We start from the raw sequence: 18,313 nt of genomic DNA on the forward strand, positions 1-18,313 counted from the left end.
TCACCTTGTAAGTTTATCTTTTGCCGCCGAAAGCACCTTCTGGCCGTCAGACAGACAACCAGGCTTTGAGGTCGTCGATCCTTGCGGATGCGGCGCTTTTGTCGAGAACATCAACCGTACGACCCTGATCCACGAGGTAGATACGGTCCAGCACAGACATCGCAAACGCCAGGTTTTGTTCGACAAGAAGTATGGTAAAGCCCTTCTTCTTCAGGATGGCTATCGTCTTTGCGATCTGTTCGACGATGACCGGTGCGAGACCTTCCGTCGGTTCGTCGAGCATCAATACGCGCGCGCCGGTGCGCAAGATCCGCGCGATAGCAAGCATTTGCTGCTCACCACCGGACAGTTTCGTGCCCTGGGTCGCCAGACGCTCTTTCAGGTTCGGGAAGAGTTCGAATATCTCCTCGACGGAAAGCCCGTTTGGTCCGATAACCGGCGGAAGGAAGAGGTTTTCCTCGACCGTCAAACTGGAAAATATGGCTCGCTCCTCTGGACAATAGGCAAGTCCGAGCCGACCAATCGCCTCGGGAGGGCGACCCAGAATCGGTCGCCCAAAAAGATGAATCTCACCTGTCGCACGTGGCCCGATGCCCATGATGCTGCGCAACGTGGTTGTCTTGCCGGCGCCGTTCTTGCCGATCAAAACCACAAGCTCTCCTTCGTTAAGCTGGATGTCGACCCCATGCAGAACGTGGCTCTCGTCGTACCAGGCATTCAGTTTGCGCGCTTCCAGGACCGGTGTCTTGTCGGAAGGGACGACTGTCAGGGTTGGCGCTGTTGCAATGTTAGACATGAGCAGAACCCAAGTAAGCGGCCTTGACGTCGGGATTGGCAGACACTGTCGCGTAGTCACCCTCGCAGACGACACGACCGCGCACCATGACCGAGATTCGGTCCGCGAGCTCGGAGATCACCTTGAGGTTATGCTCCACGATCACGATGGTCTTCCTTCCAGCGAGCGACTTGACGAGGCGGGATATGGTCTGGATATCCTCCTGCCCCATGCCCGCCGTCGGTTCGTCGAGCAACAGAATTTTCGGATCAAGGGCGAGTGTGGTGGCAAGTTCGAGCGCGCGCTTGCGTCCATAGGGAAGAAGCGCCGCTGGATGGTGAGCCCAAGTCTCCAGCCCGACCTGACCCAACAGCTGCATTGCCCGATCGTTGTGCTTGTTCATGTGGTCCGAACTGCGCCAAAATTGATGCGTCTCGTTGGCAGCGCGCAGCAAGGCGATTCTGACATTTTGCAACGCTGTGAGCCGCCCGAAGGTTGACGAGATCTGGAACGAGCGGACCATCCCTAAAGATGCGACCTGAGCGGGTCCAGCTGATGTGATATCGATCCCGTCCAGGGTGATGCTCCCCGCCGTCGGAGCGAGGAATTTGGTGAGCATGTTGAACGTCGTTGTTTTGCCTGCACCGTTCGGTCCGATGATCGCATGGATCTGGCCACGGCGAATATCGAGGCTGACCCCATCGATTGCTCGAAAGCCACCGAAGTCGCGCCGCAGTTCTCTTGTTTGCAATATGAAATCAGTTTCCGACAAAGTCGGCTCCTCCCATGCTCACCGAATGCGATCGGACTTACGTCTTGACGAGCGGGCACTCGCTGACGCTCAAGGGGCGAACCGAGCTTTCGCCGGTTACCTTTGAGACGTATTCGTAATCATCGAACTTCGTTTTCGACGCGCTCGGCGACTTGACCTTGTAGAGATACATGTCGCGAACGCACAGACCATCAGAGCGAACCGTTAGGTTGTCGCTCAGAAGATCGTTGACCGGCGTATTGCGCATTTCACGGGCAACCGCCGCTCCATCGGCGCCGCCGGTTTTCGCCACCGCCTTCAAGTAGTGGAGTGCGCCGCTATAACCACACGCGCGCTCGCCATTCGGGGGAATACCGACCTTGTCGATGTAACGCTTCGACCACGCACGGGTCTTCTCATTCTGATCCCAATAGAAGACTTCGTTGACGTAGAGGCCCTGCGCTGCTTCGAGACCGAGCAGTTCGACATCCACCAAGGTAATGCTTGTGGTCGCAAGGGTAGCAGCGCTATCGAGCCCGAATTCCCGAGCTGACTTGATGAGGTTCAAGAGGTCTGTACCAGCAACCCCGACCTGGACGACGTCTGCACCCGAATTGGCAGCAGCGAGAATTGCCGAGCTGAAATCCGAGGCGCCGGCGGGGACCCTGACAGACCCGACGACCTCAGCCCCAAGCGCCTCGAGTGAACGGCGAAAATCTTGTTCGAGCGAAATCCCGAACGCGTAGTCCCAGTTCAGCAGGAACCAGCGTTTCTTGCCCATTCCCACGAATGCTTGGGGCTGAACGCCCGACAGCTGATATGTATCGTAGGTCCAATGAAACGAGGTCGGCGTGCACTGCTTGCCTGTTAGTTGCGAGGAATGGGCATTCGATACAACGGCAACTTTGTTCTTGGCGGACGCAAGTCCCATAACTGCGAGAGCGCAAGCGGAGTTCTGCAGGTCAAAAAATGCCTCGACATTCTTTGTTTCCATCCACTCGCGGGCTATCCCGGACGCGATTTCAACCTTGTTTTGATGGTCGGCTGTGAGCACTTCGATCGGGCGTCCAAGGACCTGCCCACCGAAATCCTCGACAGCCAGCTGGATAGCAGTAATCGACCCCTTGCCGCCGGATGTCGAGTTCACCGACGACTGGTCACACAAGACGCCAATCCGAAACGGTTGCTGTTGCTGTGCGTATGCTGGGTTCATCATTGAAGCGACTCCACCAGCGGCGGCATACTTCAATAGATTGCGTCGGTTGATTTGCATGGAAACCCCTCCCGGTTCGTTGCATAAGTTAAAAATACCGTATCATGAGATTTTATGACGGTCAAATAGCGTTTGTTTTGGGGCTCACGGACCACACCTAAACTGTAAAAAGCGACAAAAGGCGGCTGAAAAGTGGGGAAGTGATGGTCTTCCAGCGGAATTCTGGCGTAATTGATCTCAATTGGCGAGATAATTTAACGGAACGATGAGGGGCTGCGGCGACATGACACGGATTTGCAATGGCGCTTGTCTTTCACTCCCTGTGTCCATCGGTTGCAAGCGCAGTCCGAGACCCTGCAGTCCGATGCTCACGATTGGGCAAAGTTCAGAGCCATCAGAAATCGGTTGGTCATATTGTACGTAGCGATCACGCCGATCAACTCCACAAGAGCGCGCGGATCGCCCATTGCTTCCTTAGCCGTCAAGAAGGTCGAATCAGACACCCGAATGGAGCGCGTCATCTCAATCGCCAAGGCGATCGCAGCCCGTTCTGTCGCGCTGAAAAGAAGGGTCTGCTCGCGGGCGCTATCAATGTCGCGTAGTGCTTCGAGCTGCGTTTGTGATCCACCCGCCTCCAGAAAAACGCGACCATGGATTGCCACCTCGTAGTGCGTTTCCATGACGACGCTGACCGCAACAATCGCCAGTTCACGAAGTCTTGGTTCCAGGGACAGCTGCGATCTGACAGCGCCGGCATGGGCTGTCCATCCGGCGGCGAAAGCAGGACTGTGGAGAAGCAGCCGATCGATGTCGAAGAGCGTGCCTCCGCGCCTCGACCTGATAGCCTGGATGACGTCGGGGGGACTGTCTATGTCTGCTGACACGGGGGAAAGTCTGAGCATCGGCTGCTCCATCTTATCCAATCAGTTGTAGCGCGTGCTCAGGCCACCATCGGCGACAAGCGCATGCCCGGTGATGTAGGAGGACATGTCCGAGAGTAGAAAGACGACCGCATCGGCCACCTCCTCAGGCGTGCCCATCCGCTTCAGGGCGGTCCGCTCGGCGACGGCTGAAACAGTTGCGGACGCGTTGGCTTTTTGAATGGGCGTGTCGATCAGCGCGGGTGCAACGCTGTTGACCCGGACACCTTTTGGACCAAGCTCCAAAGCAAGGGCGCTGGTAAACAGTATGACGCCAGCTTTGGATGCTGAATAAGCAGAACGCCCTTCCCTTACATACATGCCTGCGACCGAGGAAATTGTCACGATCGATCCGCGTTGCTGTTTTGCCATCTGCCGTCCCACTTCGCGGCAAAAATAAAATACGCCGTTCAAATTCACGTCGAGGACTGAGCGCCACGTTTCATCGCTCATCTCGATCACCGGCTCGCGGCCAACAATACCAGCGCTTGCCACCGCGTGGGTGATCGATCCATGCTCACGTGCGGCGAGCCGTAGAGTTTGTTCCATCGCTCGCGCATCGCAGACATCAACGACGTAGGCGAAGCGTGATCCGTCTTCGTCCTGGTAAAGATCGCGCGCGGCAGCCTCCAAGAGCCCGGCATTCAAATCGAGCAAAATTGGATAGGCACCCAGCTCGCGCAAGCGCCTGCAGATCGCAAGCCCAATGCCCGATGCTGCTCCAGTCACTGGCACGATTGCGCCTTCCAAATTGATGGTCGCCATTGTCACGTCTCCTCTCCAAACGAAACTTTCGCTATTCCCCGCTGCCTTCTCGCCCGAGCAACCGGGGTATCGATTGCGTCGTGTCTTCTGGAAGTTCAGCCCTCCAGCAAGAACGCAGCCGCCCGTTCGCCGATCATGATCGATGTTGCGTTGGTGGGCGCCGAAACGATCGATGGCATGATCGACGCATCGGCAATCACCAGTCCATCCAGCCCATGAAGCCGAAGCCTCGCATCGACAACAGCGTCGGGTCCGGTGCCCATCCTGCATGTCCCGACCGGATGGTACACGGATCCTGCTGCCCCTCTTATGTAATCCAGAAGTTCGGCGTCGCTGGACACATCCAAGCCAGGACGTTCCTCGCGCTCGATTTGGTCACTGAGCGGATTGCAGGCGACAATTCGCCTTGCTATGCGCAGTGAAGCGATCAGAGTTTGCCGGTCAAGCTCACTCTCGAGATAATTGGGCGCAAGGAGAGGTGCTTCGCGCCAGCTTGCCGAGCGGACCCGAACAGAGCCGCGGCTTTCCGGGCGCAGTTGGAAAGCAGATACCGAAAAACCCGGGAAACGATCGAGCCCTTTGCGGTAGTCCGTACTGCTGAACGGCATGAACATCAGCAAGGCGTCCGGGCGATCCAGACCGGGGCGCGAGCGGATGAAGCAGCCCGACTGAGCCCCCGAGGATGTCAGCGGACCGCGCCTGAAGAGGGCGTATTGCAAAGCCATGGCGACCTTGCTCATAGGGCTGCGCACCTGAGAATTGAGTGTCTTGCGCCGGCTCTTCATCACCAGACGCGCTTGGACGTGATCATGAAGGTTCGAGCCCACTCCCCGCAGCTCGTGCTGCACATCTATGCCAGCCTCGCGCAACCATTCACCGCGCCCGATACCCGATCGCTGCAAGATGGCTGGCGTGTTGATAGCGCCCGCAGACAAGATCACTTTTTGCCGCGCCTGCGCGACGGCCGGCCCCTGGCCCATCGTGTAGCGAACCGCATTGACGCGCCCGTCTTCAATGAGCAACTGCTCGACCTGCGCATGCGTGCGCAAGACAAGGTTCCTTCTTGCTCGTGCGCTTGACAGGAAAGCGACAGCGCTGCTTGAGCGGCGCCCGTTTCTCGCTGTCATCTGAAAGTATCCAGCGCCGTCCTGGGTCTCCCCGTTAAAGTCGTTGTTGCCCGTGAACCCTGCTGCCAAAGCGCTGTCGACGAAGGCGCGGCATAGCGGATTGCGGTCCACGAGGTCGGAAACAGCCAACGGTCCACCCTGGCCGTGATAGGCATCAGCACCATTCTGCTGGTCTTCCGATCGACGAAAGAACGGCAAGACGTCGGCATAGCTCCATCCGGGGTTACCATCCTGACGCCAGTTGTCAAAATCGGCGGATTGTCCGCGGCAATAAACCAGACCGTTGATGGAACTCGATCCGCCAACGACACGACCCGACGGGGTAAAAATGCGCCGGTCTGAAAGTGACGGCACCGGCTCGGTCGTGAACTGCCAGGTCAGGCTCTTGTTGACGAATGTCTTTCCAAATCCCATCGGCACGTGGATCCAGAGGTTGCTATCTGGCCCGCCGGCCTCAAGCAGGAGGACGCTATGCCGGCCGGATTCACTAAGGCGACTGGCTGCTGCGCAGCCGGCGGAACCAGCGCCGACAACGATGAAGTCGAAAATTTCCATGCCTACGCTACCATCCTCACGGGCTGACACCCGAAGGTGGCAGGCCGCGCACACGCTCATTTGTATTGTAATAATCCCACAATACAGGATAACAAACTATATTCAAGGGATTTTGTCGTCCGTCGGCTGCTGCCTATGCGATTCGCCATCTACCAAAATGCCATCATACGGGATAAATCACCATGGTGGTGACTCCACGCTATTCGCTCGGCAAATTGCGAGGTGACGGAATGCGACAGAGGCGAAGTCAAGAGGTGCTCGAACGAGTCGAGCGCTAGCGCGGCATGGCGCGGGTGGACGCGTATGCTCGCCGAACGTGATCCTGACATGCTTAAACGCTTGCATGAGATCGTCATGCACGTTCTTTATGAGCGGCAGACGCTACCACTGAGGTTCAAGTACGTCTTGATGATGTGCTTGAACGCCTTCCAATTCCACGAATTTGGCGTTCGAGCTCAAACGCGCGCGGCTCTTCAAAATGGGGCAAGCGAATAGGAAATTTTAGAAGCGCTGGAGATCGTTGCGATTTCGAATCTGCATGCAATGTCGAAGGCTCTTCCAATGGTCATGGAAGAAATTCAGGCGTTCCGCGACAGTACGGGCGTGCAGTAAGAGCACTCTGCCGCGGTCCAGAGCTGAGGTTCGATAAATCAGGTAAACTGAAACGGCGCGCAGGAGGCCCTGTGCGCCGCCGACAGTTTCCGGGGACTTCAGATCCCGGCCATGCAGATATATTTGACTTCCATGTAATCATCGATGCCATAGTGTGAGCCTTCACGGCCCATACCGGACTCTTTGATGCCGCCGAAGGGCACCGCTTCGTTGGCCATCAACCCGATGTTAACGCCTACCATGCCGGTTTCCAGCGCCTCGGCGACGCGCCAGATGCGCCCAATGTCGCGGCTATAGAAGTAGGATGCCAGACCGAACTCGGTATCGTTAGCCGCGGTGATAAGTTCTTCCTCATCGGAAAAGCGGAAGATGGATGCAAGTGGTCCGAAAGTTTCTTCGTGCGAAACCTTCATGTGGGCATTTGCCTCGCCGATCACCGTTGGCTCGAAGAAAGTCCCACCAAGAGAATGCCTCTTGCCCCCAGCGAGGAGCTTCGCCCCTTTCTCCAATGCGTCGGCGATATGCTCTTCCGTCTTACGGACCCCGCTCATGTCATGCACGGGGCCGAAGGTTACGCCCGGCTCAGTTCCCGATCCAACTTTCAATTCCGCGACCTTGGACAGGAATTTTTTGACGAACTCGTCGTATACCTTATCGTGGATGTAAAACCGATTGGTTCCAACACACGCCTGTCCGGTGTTGCGAAATTTCGACCCCATGGCGCCGGCAACGGCGGCGTCGATGTCGGCGTCATCGAAAACAATGAAAGGTGCATTGCCTCCAAGCTCCAAAGCGAGCTTCTTCACTGTTCCAGCGCACTGCTGCATCAATGTGCGCCCGACCTGGGTCGATCCCGTAAACGAGAGTTTTCGCACTACTGGGTTCGAGGTGAATTCCGCACCGATCTCACGCGAGCCACCTGTGACCACGCTGAACACACCGGGCGGAATGCCGGCGCGGTCGGCAAGCTCAGCCAGCGCCAACGCGGTGAACGGCGTGGTGCTCGCCGGACGGACGACCATGGTGCATCCTGCAGCCAGGGCCGCGCCGGCTTTGCGGGTGATGATCGTGTTGGGAAAGTTCCAAGGTGTTATGGCAACGCAGACGCCGATCGGTTGCTTTATCACAACGACCCGACGATCGTTCGCTGGCGTTGGGATCGTTTCACCATAGGTCCGCCGTGCTTCTTCGGCAAACCATTCGATGAACGCGGCGCCGCTTACCACCTCGCTTTTCGCCTCCGCCAACGTCTTGCCCTGCTCAGACGTGAGGATGAGAGCGAGATCGTCAGCGTTTTCGATGATCAAGTTGAACCAGCGGCGCAGCAGTTGCCCGCGGTCTTTTGCAAGAACTTTCCTCCATTTTCGTAGCGCGATGTCGGCCGCCTCAATGGCGCGTCGTGCCTCTGCGCCACCCATTTTGGGCACCGTGCCGACGGCCGCTCCGGTCGCCGGGTTGGTTACGGTTATCGTTTCTGCATTGTCGGCGTTGATCCATTTGCCGTCGACAAAGGCTGACATGCGCAAAAGTGTAGGGTCTTTAAGGTCAAGCTTTGTCATCAGACTGATCTCCTCACTCGCCGGCGTGCTTCTCAAATGTCGGCATCTCGAATGCCCTGCCGGTCTCGCCTGCAACGAGCCCGGGCTTCCACGTTTCGTCCCAGTTCTTCGGATAGGGGTACCAAGCCGAGCGGTATTGCGGCGTCTCGATTTCGGTTGCGACACTAATGACTGTTGGCAGACCGCTTGCCATGGCCGCTTCGAAAGCGGGCTTGAAGTCGTCGGCCTTTTCGACGCGAACGCCAACGCAACCCATCCCTTCGGCCATCTTCACAAAATCCGGCCCCCAAAGTTCGGTCTCGTCCTTCTTGCGGTAATCGCAAAGCGACTCGCGTCCGTAGATCTTGAACATAGCCTCGCGCTCGATCTGCAACGACTTATTGTCGAAGACGATCGCGATGACAGGAAGCTTCTGCTCAACAGCCGTCAGCATGACCGTATTGCGCATGATGAAGGCTCCGTCCCCCAACAGGGCGATCGCCGGTTTTCCGCCACTGGCCATGCTGGCGCCGATCGCCGCCGAAGCGCTCCAGCCCATGCGGTGCATAAAGCTGCTGTGGAAGACGTTTCGCGACGAGGCGCGGATAAATGCTGGACCAAAGCTCAGCATGTGGCCGGTATCGAAGGTGATGACGGCATCCGGGCAGGTCTGCTCGACCACCTGGCTTACGTCTTCGCAGACCCGCGCATAATGCAACGGCGAAATCGCGGAGGTGCGCAGGGGCTTGACAGCTTCCTCGAAAGCAGCGCGCTCCTTTTCTAGTTCCGCAGTCCAATCAGCCTTTTCGCCAACACCGGACGCCTTCGCAGCCTTCGTAAACGCTTCGAGTGCAAGCCGGGCATCCGAGTTCAAAGCAACTTCGGTGGGATAAGCGCGACCAAGCTCGTTCTCGTCGATGTCGATATGGATCAATTTGGCGTTGCCGGGAATGTCAAACAACGTCCAGCCGCCCGAATCAATATCGGTAAAGTGGGTGCCCACGCCGATGATCAGATCGGAACGGCGTGCCAGATGGTTGCCATGCAGCGTACCGGCGCGACCAACCGTGCCGGCCGACAGGCGGTGCTTTTCGGGAAATGCCGCCTTGCCGGCCGAGGTTGCCACAACGGGCGTGCCGGTCGCTTCGGCAAAATCCTGTAGCGCTTGATGCGCACCGCTATTGGCGATGCCGCTGCCGAAAACAACGAGGGGGCGCTTGGCGGCTTTGAGGAGTTCGACTGCGGCGGCAATTCCCTCCGGATCCGGACCCGGACGGCGCACGCGCATATAGGGAAGCGGATCGGGAAGGCTATCTTCGGGAATAAGGGCGTGCTGGATGTCGAATGGAATAGCCATGACCACCGGCCCCGGGCGACCCGTCAGCGCGGTCTTGTAGGCGCGCAGGAACATATCGATACACGTATCAGGACGGGTTGCCATGACGGCCTTTTTGCAGATCGGTCGGATCGCGCCAGCAAAGTCCTCCGGTCCCTGGCGATAGGCTTCCTCAATCCCGCCTCGATCGAACCAATGCGTTGCGCCGACGCCAACAAGGGCGAGGAGGCCGATCGATTCATAATATGCGGTTGCAATGGCGGGCATGATGTTGGCGTTGCCCGGCCCGACGCTTGTCGTCACGATCGGAAGCGGTCCGCCGCGCTTGTAACGCCAGTAGCCGTCGGCCAGTTCGACAGCTTGGTCTTCCATGCGCGCACCGATGCAGGTAATGTTCGTCTCGTAGACGAGCGCGTCAAGCAAGCCCCAGTTTCCGTGGCCGTTGAGGCCATAGACAACTTCCGTCCCCATTGTCTCAAGCAGCCGGGCGATGGCCTGCGAGACCGTGATCATTTTCTTTTCCATAGGTGCCTCCTCATGATGTGCGTCTTGCCCGACGGGCGCGAAACGCTTGATCTAGTCGCGAAAAATTGTTGTGCAGGTCGGTAGAGCCTGTGCCGATGGCAGCCGATCGACGCGCTGGAGCAGATCGAAAAGCTCTCGTGCCTCGGGTTCGGAATGGGTAAACTGCGTACAGTCTCGGAACTTCGTCCACAGTTCCTCGGGCGTTAATGGCTCTGCAGCGTAACCGGGAATGGTTGAGATCGGACCACTGTCAATGACTTCACCGCTCTTCAGCCTCAGAGTTACGGTTTCAGTTGGTGAGAAAACCGGATCCCGTGGGTCGTATTCATCGACCGCCTTGAGCTTCACCTTCGGATAGAAGGCCTGCATGTCCGGCCTCTGGACGACCTCATCGGCAATCTCCGGCACGCCGAACTTGCCGAGAATAACCGCAGCCGCAATGCCGAATTGCCCGCTGAACTGGGCTTGGTACTGGTTCTGGGGTTGATCGTGGACGAGCACCGTCACCTGCCCCCTGCCCATCTCGACCTCAACCGATTCCACTTCCTGCGGATCGATTTTGCGACCTTCGAGCATCTTCAACGTTCCCTCGAACGATCGGTGCATGAAGAAACAGCTCGGATGCATCTTGAACTGAAGCTTGTAGCGCGGAAGGTACCACTCCTTGCCGAGCAGAGACGGCGATTCGATATCCGGGGTTCCCCCTGACGAGAAGGCTGCAAGGAAGCCCTGCTTGTTTTCCAAGGCATCTTGCCCACCAGTCATTCCCGCGTCGGCAAGACGCGCAGCGATGACGCCATTCCGAGCCGCCATTCCCGAATGGTAACCTTTTGTCATCGATCCGAAATTGGAAAACAGGCCGCCGGAGTGACTGGCCGCAATGGCGATCGCCATTTGCGCCTTCTCAGCCGACAGTTTTCGAAGCACGGCACAGGCCGCAGCCGCCGCTACCGGTCCAAGAACGGCCGTCGGATGCCAGCCTGCCTTATGGTAGTTCTTGTTCCGTCTCCAGACCTCACACCACACTTCGTAACCGGCGACGAAGGCTGTGACCATCTCCTCGCCAGTCGATCCCAGAACTTCAGCCTCCGCGAGGATCGCTGGAATGATGACCCCGCCCGGATGACCGGACATCGTCTGGCATCCATAGTCGAGAGCGTGAGCAATTGCGCCGGCGAGCAAAGCAGCATCGGGACCGGCGACAAGATGCGATGACAGACAGGCACGGGCCTCTTGTCTGCCCGCCTGCTCAACGAGCGTCTTGCGCAATATCTTGGATATGCGCTGGTCGACGCCGGCCATGATGACGCCCACGGTATCGGCAAAAGCATCTCGGACGACCGGTAGGACTTCGGCTGGAAGCCCGTCATAGCGAATTGCAGCAAGAAACCGACCTACATCTGCAGTAAGTGCTACCATTTTGGATTCTCTTTCTAAGGCGGCGGCGCAATAATTTGTTTGAACGCGCTGACGCAAATCCCCTGACTTGGCAAGGCCTCAAGCCAAGCCATAATTTAATCCCATATATTGACATTAATTGCCAATCACGTGTGTTTGTCAAGCCGATCGTTTGGTTTTTTGACGGTCGATGTTATCGACGGTCTTGCGGTCACCCGGAACATGCAGTCGTGAACATGATGGCTATGCCGATCGAGGGTCCCTGTGCTGGAGACACGGTGGGTGGCGTCAACGTGATTTCCGGAATGGGAGGGATTCACATTTCACAGCACTCCTCCTTGGGCGCATCGCCGGCAACGCGGCCGCCAAGTGCACAAACCTAGCCCGCATCTGCCGAGCCCCGCAAATTTTGCAGAGCACTCAAATCGGCGGCCACCAAGATGGTTCTCTTCGACCTCGACGAGGCGAAGAAGAAGCAATAACTCAGTGCCCGAGGAAGTTCGCTGCGCGCTTTTCCAGGAATGCGCGCATTCCTTCGGTCTGATCGTTTGTGTCAAACAACAGCTGGAATGCTCTGCGCTCCAGCAACAACGCGGTGTCGAGCGACGCATCGCCTCCGGTCTGTACCACTTCCTTTATCGCTTTCGTGGCCAAGGGCGGCATAGCGGCAATTTTTTGAGCCAGCGCCAACGCCGTTTGCAAGGCCTCACCATCTTTGGTCAGTTCGGAGACAAAGCCCATCGAGAAGCCGTCGCGCGCCATGATTGGATCGCCGGTAAGAACGTAGCGCATCGTTCGATATTTGCCGATCGTTCGCAAAAGCCGCTGCGTACCGCCCGCCCCCGGCATCACGCCGACGAGTATTTCTGGCAAGCCGAAACGCGCCGTCTCGCCGGAAATGACGATATCACAGGCGAGAGCCAGCTCGCATCCACCACCCAAAGCGTATCCTTCAACGGCTGCAATCACAGGCTTGGTGCAACGGCGCAGAACCGAGAAGACCCGGTCCGTTACGAGCAGCGTGTGATCAATTGCCTTCATATCGACCAGTTCGTTGAGATCGGTGCCTGCGACAAAGCAATTTTGCGTTCCCGTTAACACGATCACACGAACAGCCGGGTCTTGCTCAAGAGCTTGAAGGATGTTCGAAAGTCTATCCTTAACCTCTAGGTTAAGCGCATTTCGCCGCTCTGGGCGGTTAATCGTAACCAGGCTTACGCAATCACTGACGCTGTTTGAATAAACAACCTCTTGTCTTTCTTCGACCATCAGTTCCCCCTTCAATGCGAATGTATTATATCCTATAATGCGGGACAAATGTCAAACGTTGCATACGACAGATTGGACGTCTCGCGCGCGTCTTGGACGACGCCTGATCGGCCGAATAAGCTTGCGATATCCCGCAATGCAGGATATTCTCAAGAACTAGGATTTCTGCAATGCAGCTGCTAATAATGGGGGAATTATGTCAGAAGGACAGATCACGGGCGAGGTCAATTTTGAGGGTGCGGTGTCGCGCTTCATCAATGAATTCAGATGGGCCGACATTGAGCAGGCGTCGGTGCCGGCGCTCAAGGCCCTCATCAAAGACCAGCTCGCCTTGCAAGCCGGCGCAGTCGATCTTCCATGGTCTCGGGATGCGCGCCGGTTTCTGAACAAACCGCGTGCTGGCGCCTCGAGCGTCGTTCTCGAGGCGAGCAAGATTGACGCAGGCGATGCAGCCTACATCAACGCGACCTACGGTCATGGTTTTGAATATGACGACGTCGCCAGCAATGGGCACCCGGGCTGCTGCGTTGTGCCGACTGCTATTGCCGTGGGGGAAGAGCTCGGAGCGTCCTTTGGACAGGTTGTCGAAGCCATGATGGCGGGCTACGAAGTCTATGTCCGGCTGGGTCGTCTCGCTGCGCCCGATCTTGTTAATGCCGGATGGCATGCGCATGCTGTGCTTGCCAATTTCGGTGCGGCGGCGGTTGCCGCCAAACTTTATCGTCTCGATATGGACCAGACGGCTCACGCAATGGCGATCGCCCTCAGTCACGCCTCGGGCACAACGGAGTATACAAAGAGTGGCGGCTCCATCAAACGGATCCATGCCGGCATCGCCGTGCGAAATGGCATTGAAGCTGCTAGGCTTGCAAAGGTCGGGATCACCGGACCTAAGCGATATCTGACGGGGCCAAAGGGGTTTTTCCGCAATTTCATTCGCCGCGATGTGGTCATCGCCGATGCGATGCAGGCCTTTTCGACCGTTCTCGAGCAGCGCATCACGAACATTTGGCTAAAAGCCTACTGCTGCTGCGGCGCTCATCATCCTTACATCGACGCGATGGCGCTCTTCCAGGAACGTGCCGATGACATCGAGTCGGTTGAGGCGGTAATCCAAGGCATGACGCGCACGCTCGGTGACAATCCGCATGCTCAGCAAAACGGCACTGCAAATATCGAAGAGCTGCAATTCAGTTTGACGCTGCAGATGGGCCTTGCGGTGTTGGGAAAGGGAAATGGCTACGCGACCCACAGAGCCTTTCTTGACGGCGATTTTGCGCTGGATGAGGGCTCGCCTGTTGTTGAGTTCTCCCGTCGAATTCGCTTGAGGCACTCCGAGGAGCTCGACCGTCGATATCCGTTCAATTTCGTCGGCGAAGTCATCGTTACCTTCAAGGACGGGTCGAAAGAGGCGGTGTTCATGGAAGGGGGAAAAGGGATGCCGAGCAATCCGTTCACACTGGAGGAGCATCAGGCAAAGCTCGATGAACTCACCGTAAACGCCTTAGGGCCGCACACGGCATCCGAGCTGTTTGCCGTCATCGACCGGTTTGACCCGGACGTGCCGATCGCCGTGCTGACCGATCTGCTGAGGCACCGCTTGACTGTCAGCCAAGCCCATAGCGCAACTGCGTGAGGCCACACTCACAGTGCAGATATCGAGGCGTGGGCAATAGTCCACGTCAAGGGTAGACAAATCATCGTATTATCCAATACTATGAAATAAAATCAGTGACGGGCGAGGCAGCAGACGCCGCCTTATTTCGAGATAAAAGGACGATGGCGAAAAGTTCAGCGAAAACCACCACTGCCCGCGCAGTCTCCGCCACGAAAAAATCGTCAAAGCCGGTATCCGAAGACCTCGGTTCAAATAGCCTCGTTAGGATGCTGAGCCTTCTTGATCTATTTACTGCGGCGGCGCCCGCGTGGTCCAGCGATGGTCTGATCAGAGCACTCGGGACATCTCGGTCAACTGGCTATCGCTATATCAAAGCGCTCGCCGACATTGGTATGCTTGCACCCGTTGCAAACGGACATTACACGCTCGGTCCGCGTATCATTGAGCTCGATCTTCAGATCCGTCATTGCGATCCGCTCTACAAAGCTGCGGGTCCTACATTGAAAAAGTTGGTCAAGGAGACCAATCTTTCAGCCGTCCTTTGCGCGCTTTTCAGCGGTTCGGTTCTTTGCGTGCGTGAAGAGTTGGCACCCGAAAGCCCAGCGCATCTTTTCTCCCGCGGCCAGCGGCGACCGCTGTTTCGCGGCGCGGCCTCGAAGATCATACTGGCCCATCTCGGTCCACACCAGCTTCGCAGCATTTATGCGAAGCACCGTGGCTCGATTGCCACTTCAGGGCTTGGCGCTGACTGGGATGCCTTTCGCGAAAATCTTGCTGACATTCGCCGCGCAGGTTACGCGAAGACGATCGGCGAGTTCAATCCCGACGTCATTGGTATTGCTGCGCCGATCTTCAACAAGGCCGGGCAGATTCTCGGTAGCATCGGTGTCGCCGGGGCCGATTCCAGCTTTAATCGCGAGGAAATCGATCGTGTGGTCGGGATCGTCAGGGATGCTGGGCGTCAGGTGACCGACCGGGTGGGGGTCATTGCAGTCGGAACGGATCGACCGGCACGTGCTGTCGGCTAGTGGCGCCGACTAAACCATCAATGACCCAATGAAATCGGCTTGATCTGCCTCTCCCCGCGTGAAGGCTCGCGAACAAGCTCGTAATGGACTTCAGGCCGCTCGCTACCTTGATGCAGGCTTCGCAAATAGTCGATAAGTTCGGCACTCTCCACTGTCCGCCGCGCGTGCAATCGCTGCGCTTCGGCCCAAGTTGCGACGTAGAAGCGCTCGAACCAGACACAGGGATCTTGCATGTCGCGCGACAGTGCCCACCGCGAAGCTCCGTCGCGTAGCCGGTTGCGTCTCTTGCGGCCTATCGCCTCAAGGAAGTGCTCAACATCTCGTTCCAAAATGCGATAGGTGATAGTCGTGATCACAGGGCCGCTTGTCATCACCATGTCGAGCTTTGGTTGCGGTGCAGACCACTGGTTGTTGGAATCGAGCTTGTCCGGCTTTAGCGGTCGTATCTTGAGTACTGGGGCCAGTCCCGCGCCCAGGATCAGGAACACAGCAGACGCTTCGAGAGAGGCACTCGTTCCGTAGTCGCTTGCCAATCGTCCCCATGCGTAGCTGCCGGCGGCGTTGCCTCCGAAAACGGCCATCTGGAAGATCGCGATCACACGGCTCAATACCCAGCGAGGAGAGGAAATCTGCGTCAAGGAATACAAGGTCACTTGAACAAACACCCAGCTCAGCCCACCGAGCGCGCTCGCGAGCATCGAGACGAGCGTCAGAGGGCTCCAGGCAAGTCCGATGGAAGAGATCGCAAAGCCGAAGAAACCCGCTGCCAGAAACGGCTCCAGCGCAAATCGGCTTCTGACCATGTCAATCAGTAGCGCTCCCGTAACCGCACCGAAGCCAAACGCGCCAAGCAAAGCCCCATATGAGATTGGACCGCCCCCAAGCAGGTCGCGGGCTACCAGAGGCATCAGCGCCAAGACGCCGATGGCAGCGATATTAAAGATCAGAGAGCGAAACATGATAGTCACCAGCAAAGGTGACAGTGATACGTAGCGTATGCCCGCAATCATCGCGCTGGCCAGAGGTTCCGGCGGCAGGGCAGTGTCGCGCTTTCCGCCCTTCCATCGTAGAACAAACAAGAGCACGCTCACATTCGTCAGGGCGCTTGCCGAAAATGCGGCGAACCCACCAGCCATCGCAACGATCGAGCCGCCGATCGCTGGACCAAGACTGCGCGCGATATTGAGGTTGCTGGAGCTGAGTGCTACCGCCTTGACCGCGTGCTTTTTCTCAACGAATTCGAAAACCATGGCCTGCCAGCCCGGATAATACAATGCTCGACCGCATCCCACCATGAATGTGCAGGCTAAGAGCAAGGCAGGCGTCAAGCGTTCGATGTAAGACAGGAGAGCCAGGGCGACACTTACAGCGAGAAGAAAGGTCTGGGCCCAAAGCACAATCTTGCGGTCACCAATGGCGTCCGAGATTGCGCCGCCCGGCAACGACAATAGCATGACGGGCAGTGCTACCGATGCCTGCACCAGCGCCACAAGTTCTGGTCTTCCGTCCATCGCGGTCATCAGCCACGACGCCGCTACCACCTGGATCTGCCAACCAAAATTCGCGCTTAGACCGGCCATCCAGTAGACGAGGAACGAACGGTGATGCACCAGCAGTCCAATTGGCGATTGCGAACGGTCCACATCAGCCTCGCTTCGAACTTTTTTTCGCCCGTGGCAGCGAGCTTCTTCTAGCGACGCGGCCCTGCGAAATTGCGGGTTTCATGGCGAGGCGCCGCTTGCGCGCTAGTAGAGAGACCTCGTAAATCCGCCATCTACCTGCACATTTTCACCGGTAATGAAGCCCGCCAGATCAGATGCAAAAAACGCGACAGTTGCCGCCAGTTCCTCGGGCTTGCCGGCACGTTTCAGAGGAATGTGGCTGACGCGCTCTTCGATGTTGTGCACAGTGTGGTAAGACGATGTCACCACGACAGCTGGAGCAACGGAATTGACAGTCACCGCGTGTTCGGCGAGTTCCATCGAAAGATGTTTGAGTGCCGCTTGAACGCCGGCTCGGTAGACTGTCGATAGCGCGTGGTTTGGTAGCGGTTGTTTGATAGAGGCTGACGTGATCGCGACGATCCGTCCCCATCCCTGACCGAGAAGAAGGGGTGTCAACTTTCGCAGAACCAGGAGTGCGCCTTTCAACTGACCCTGGTAAGCATCTTCCCACCGTTGATCATCCTGTTCAGCGAGAAAGTCAAACATGGGACGTGGCGGCGGCGGCGTATTCAGAATCAGAATCTGTGCGCCCCCGGTCTCACTGACGATCTGTTTCAACCGTTCGATATCATCGATGCTCGTAATGTCGCCGGGGACCACGTCGACCTTCGCATCCGGAATCTTGAGAAGCTGATCCTTCGCCGTATTCAGCTTTCCGAGATCTCGTGCAAACACGACAAGCTCAACGCCCTCCTGAGCTAACCGTTCACACACTGCGTAGCCGAGCCCTGAACTTCCACCGATCACAACAGCGCGCTTGCCAGTTATTCCCAAGTCCATAATATCGTTCTCCTCGTATGTCGGCGACAAGGGTGCGTCAGCCAACACTCACTTTCCGATGCTGTAAATATGTCTCACTATGGAGGATTAATGTCAAGCCGGCACTGCTGCGAGGTTTTGCGGATCCGCCACGATCGGGACATTACGACGGAATCTTCGGATCTTCCGAACCCATAAGACAATCCCACAAAATAGGAGAAAGTTATGAATCCTGTTATCTTCCTGCCATTGCAACAGAACGCTCGGCGCTGTTGCCTCGGGAGCAGGGCGGGTGACAAAGTGACCCACCGGGCCTCTTAGCCTCAAGGCCGTGAGCGCCCAGGTCAACACGAATGATAACCTGACCGCTTGTCTCGCAGGCTCTATGGAAGCCGTTTGC

The 18,313-nt window shown here is 57.2% G+C and carries 14 protein-coding genes; 2 read left to right on the plus strand and 12 right to left on the minus strand.

Annotated features, from left to right (window positions below; genetic code table 11):
* Positions 1 to 46: 46 nt before the first annotated feature.
* The 10 genes from ASE04_RS28500 to ASE04_RS28550 all read right to left on the minus strand — a co-directional run bounded on the left by ASE04_RS28500 (position 47) and on the right by ASE04_RS28550 (position 12,784).
* Positions 47 to 796, minus strand: a complete 750-nt coding sequence (locus tag ASE04_RS28500; protein WP_056825978.1) for an ABC transporter ATP-binding protein — start codon at positions 794 to 796, stop codon at positions 47 to 49.
* The gene (locus tag ASE04_RS28505) at positions 789 to 1,547 is read right to left on the minus strand and encodes an ABC transporter ATP-binding protein (protein WP_056825980.1); all 759 of its coding nucleotides are present in this window, start codon (positions 1,545 to 1,547) and stop codon (positions 789 to 791) included. The genes ASE04_RS28500 and ASE04_RS28505 overlap by 8 nt, the downstream gene beginning before the upstream one ends.
* Before the next feature lie 37 nt (positions 1,548 to 1,584).
* Positions 1,585 to 2,742 carry an ABC transporter substrate-binding protein gene (locus tag ASE04_RS28510; protein ID WP_162260550.1) on the minus strand — a complete coding sequence of 386 codons (1,158 nt, stop codon included), beginning with the start codon at positions 2,740 to 2,742 and terminating at the stop codon, positions 1,585 to 1,587.
* 365 nt (positions 2,743 to 3,107) lie between these two features.
* On the minus strand, positions 3,108 to 3,641 hold the full coding sequence (locus ASE04_RS28515) for a carboxymuconolactone decarboxylase family protein (RefSeq protein ID WP_156408908.1): 534 nt from the start codon (positions 3,639 to 3,641) through the stop codon (positions 3,108 to 3,110).
* Positions 3,642 to 3,662: 21 nt separating this feature from the next.
* A complete protein-coding gene (locus tag ASE04_RS28520) occupies positions 3,663 to 4,424 on the minus strand; it encodes an SDR family NAD(P)-dependent oxidoreductase (RefSeq protein ID WP_056825987.1) in 762 nt (253 codons plus the stop codon).
* 95 nt (positions 4,425 to 4,519) lie between these two features.
* Positions 4,520 to 6,106 (minus strand): GMC family oxidoreductase, encoded by a 1,587-nt coding sequence (locus ASE04_RS28525; RefSeq protein WP_056825989.1) that lies wholly within the window; start codon positions 6,104 to 6,106, stop codon positions 4,520 to 4,522.
* 710 nt (positions 6,107 to 6,816) lie between these two features.
* Positions 6,817 to 8,277, minus strand: coding sequence for an NAD-dependent succinate-semialdehyde dehydrogenase (locus ASE04_RS28535; protein WP_056825994.1), 1,461 nt, complete (start codon positions 8,275 to 8,277; stop codon positions 6,817 to 6,819).
* Between the two features lie 13 nt (positions 8,278 to 8,290).
* Positions 8,291 to 10,117, minus strand: coding sequence for a thiamine pyrophosphate-binding protein (locus ASE04_RS28540; protein ID WP_056825997.1), 1,827 nt, complete (start codon positions 10,115 to 10,117; stop codon positions 8,291 to 8,293).
* A 51-nt stretch (positions 10,118 to 10,168) separates the two neighbouring features.
* On the minus strand, positions 10,169 to 11,536 hold the full coding sequence (locus tag ASE04_RS28545; protein ID WP_056825999.1) for an MmgE/PrpD family protein: 1,368 nt from the start codon (positions 11,534 to 11,536) through the stop codon (positions 10,169 to 10,171).
* A 462-nt stretch (positions 11,537 to 11,998) separates the two neighbouring features.
* A complete protein-coding gene (locus tag ASE04_RS28550; RefSeq protein WP_056826001.1) occupies positions 11,999 to 12,784 on the minus strand; it encodes an enoyl-CoA hydratase-related protein in 786 nt (261 codons plus the stop codon).
* Between the two features lie 196 nt (positions 12,785 to 12,980).
* Between ASE04_RS28550 and ASE04_RS28555 the strand changes: the two genes are divergently transcribed.
* Together ASE04_RS28555 and ASE04_RS28560 are read left to right on the plus strand one after the other, a co-directional pair.
* Positions 12,981 to 14,420, plus strand: coding sequence for an MmgE/PrpD family protein (locus ASE04_RS28555; protein ID WP_056826003.1), 1,440 nt, complete (start codon positions 12,981 to 12,983; stop codon positions 14,418 to 14,420).
* Between the two features lie 143 nt (positions 14,421 to 14,563).
* Positions 14,564 to 15,430 (plus strand): IclR family transcriptional regulator, encoded by an 867-nt coding sequence (locus ASE04_RS28560; protein ID WP_082597536.1) that lies wholly within the window; start codon positions 14,564 to 14,566, stop codon positions 15,428 to 15,430.
* Between the two features lie 17 nt (positions 15,431 to 15,447).
* Here ASE04_RS28560 and ASE04_RS28565 read toward each other — a convergent pair whose 3' ends face one another.
* On the minus strand, positions 15,448 to 17,073 hold the full coding sequence (locus ASE04_RS28565) for an MFS transporter (protein WP_056826007.1): 1,626 nt from the start codon (positions 17,071 to 17,073) through the stop codon (positions 15,448 to 15,450).
* Between the two features lie 102 nt (positions 17,074 to 17,175).
* The gene (locus tag ASE04_RS28570) at positions 17,176 to 17,979 is read right to left on the minus strand and encodes an SDR family oxidoreductase (protein ID WP_156408910.1); all 804 of its coding nucleotides are present in this window, start codon (positions 17,977 to 17,979) and stop codon (positions 17,176 to 17,178) included.
* Between the last annotated feature and the right edge of the window lie 334 nt (positions 17,980 to 18,313).

Source organism: Rhizobium sp. Root708 (assembly GCF_001429725.1).
In the GTDB taxonomy this organism is placed as follows: Bacteria; Pseudomonadota; Alphaproteobacteria; order Rhizobiales; family Rhizobiaceae; genus Rhizobium.

Bases quoted from the DNA above. Each gene is read 5' to 3' on its own strand.
- ASE04_RS28535 (WP_056825994.1), bottom strand. From the start codon at position 8,277: ATGACAAAGCTTGACCTTAAAGACCCTACACTTTTGCGCATGTCAGCC.
- ASE04_RS28500 (WP_056825978.1), bottom strand. From the start codon at position 796: ATGTCTAACATTGCAACAGCGCCAACCCTGACAGTCGTCCCTTCCGAC.
- ASE04_RS28550 (WP_056826001.1), bottom strand. From the start codon at position 12,784: ATGGTCGAAGAAAGACAAGAGGTTGTTTATTCAAACAGCGTCAGTGAT.
- ASE04_RS28525 (WP_056825989.1), bottom strand. From the start codon at position 6,106: ATGGAAATTTTCGACTTCATCGTTGTCGGCGCTGGTTCCGCCGGCTGC.
- ASE04_RS28560 (WP_082597536.1), top strand. From the start codon at position 14,564: ATGGCGAAAAGTTCAGCGAAAACCACCACTGCCCGCGCAGTCTCCGCC.
- ASE04_RS28515 (WP_156408908.1), bottom strand. From the start codon at position 3,641: ATGCTCAGACTTTCCCCCGTGTCAGCAGACATAGACAGTCCCCCCGAC.
- ASE04_RS28545 (WP_056825999.1), bottom strand. From the start codon at position 11,536: ATGGTAGCACTTACTGCAGATGTAGGTCGGTTTCTTGCTGCAATTCGC.
- ASE04_RS28510 (WP_162260550.1), bottom strand. From the start codon at position 2,742: ATGATGAACCCAGCATACGCACAGCAACAGCAACCGTTTCGGATTGGC.
- ASE04_RS28540 (WP_056825997.1), bottom strand. From the start codon at position 10,117: ATGGAAAAGAAAATGATCACGGTCTCGCAGGCCATCGCCCGGCTGCTT.
- ASE04_RS28520 (WP_056825987.1), bottom strand. From the start codon at position 4,424: ATGGCGACCATCAATTTGGAAGGCGCAATCGTGCCAGTGACTGGAGCA.
- ASE04_RS28555 (WP_056826003.1), top strand. From the start codon at position 12,981: ATGTCAGAAGGACAGATCACGGGCGAGGTCAATTTTGAGGGTGCGGTG.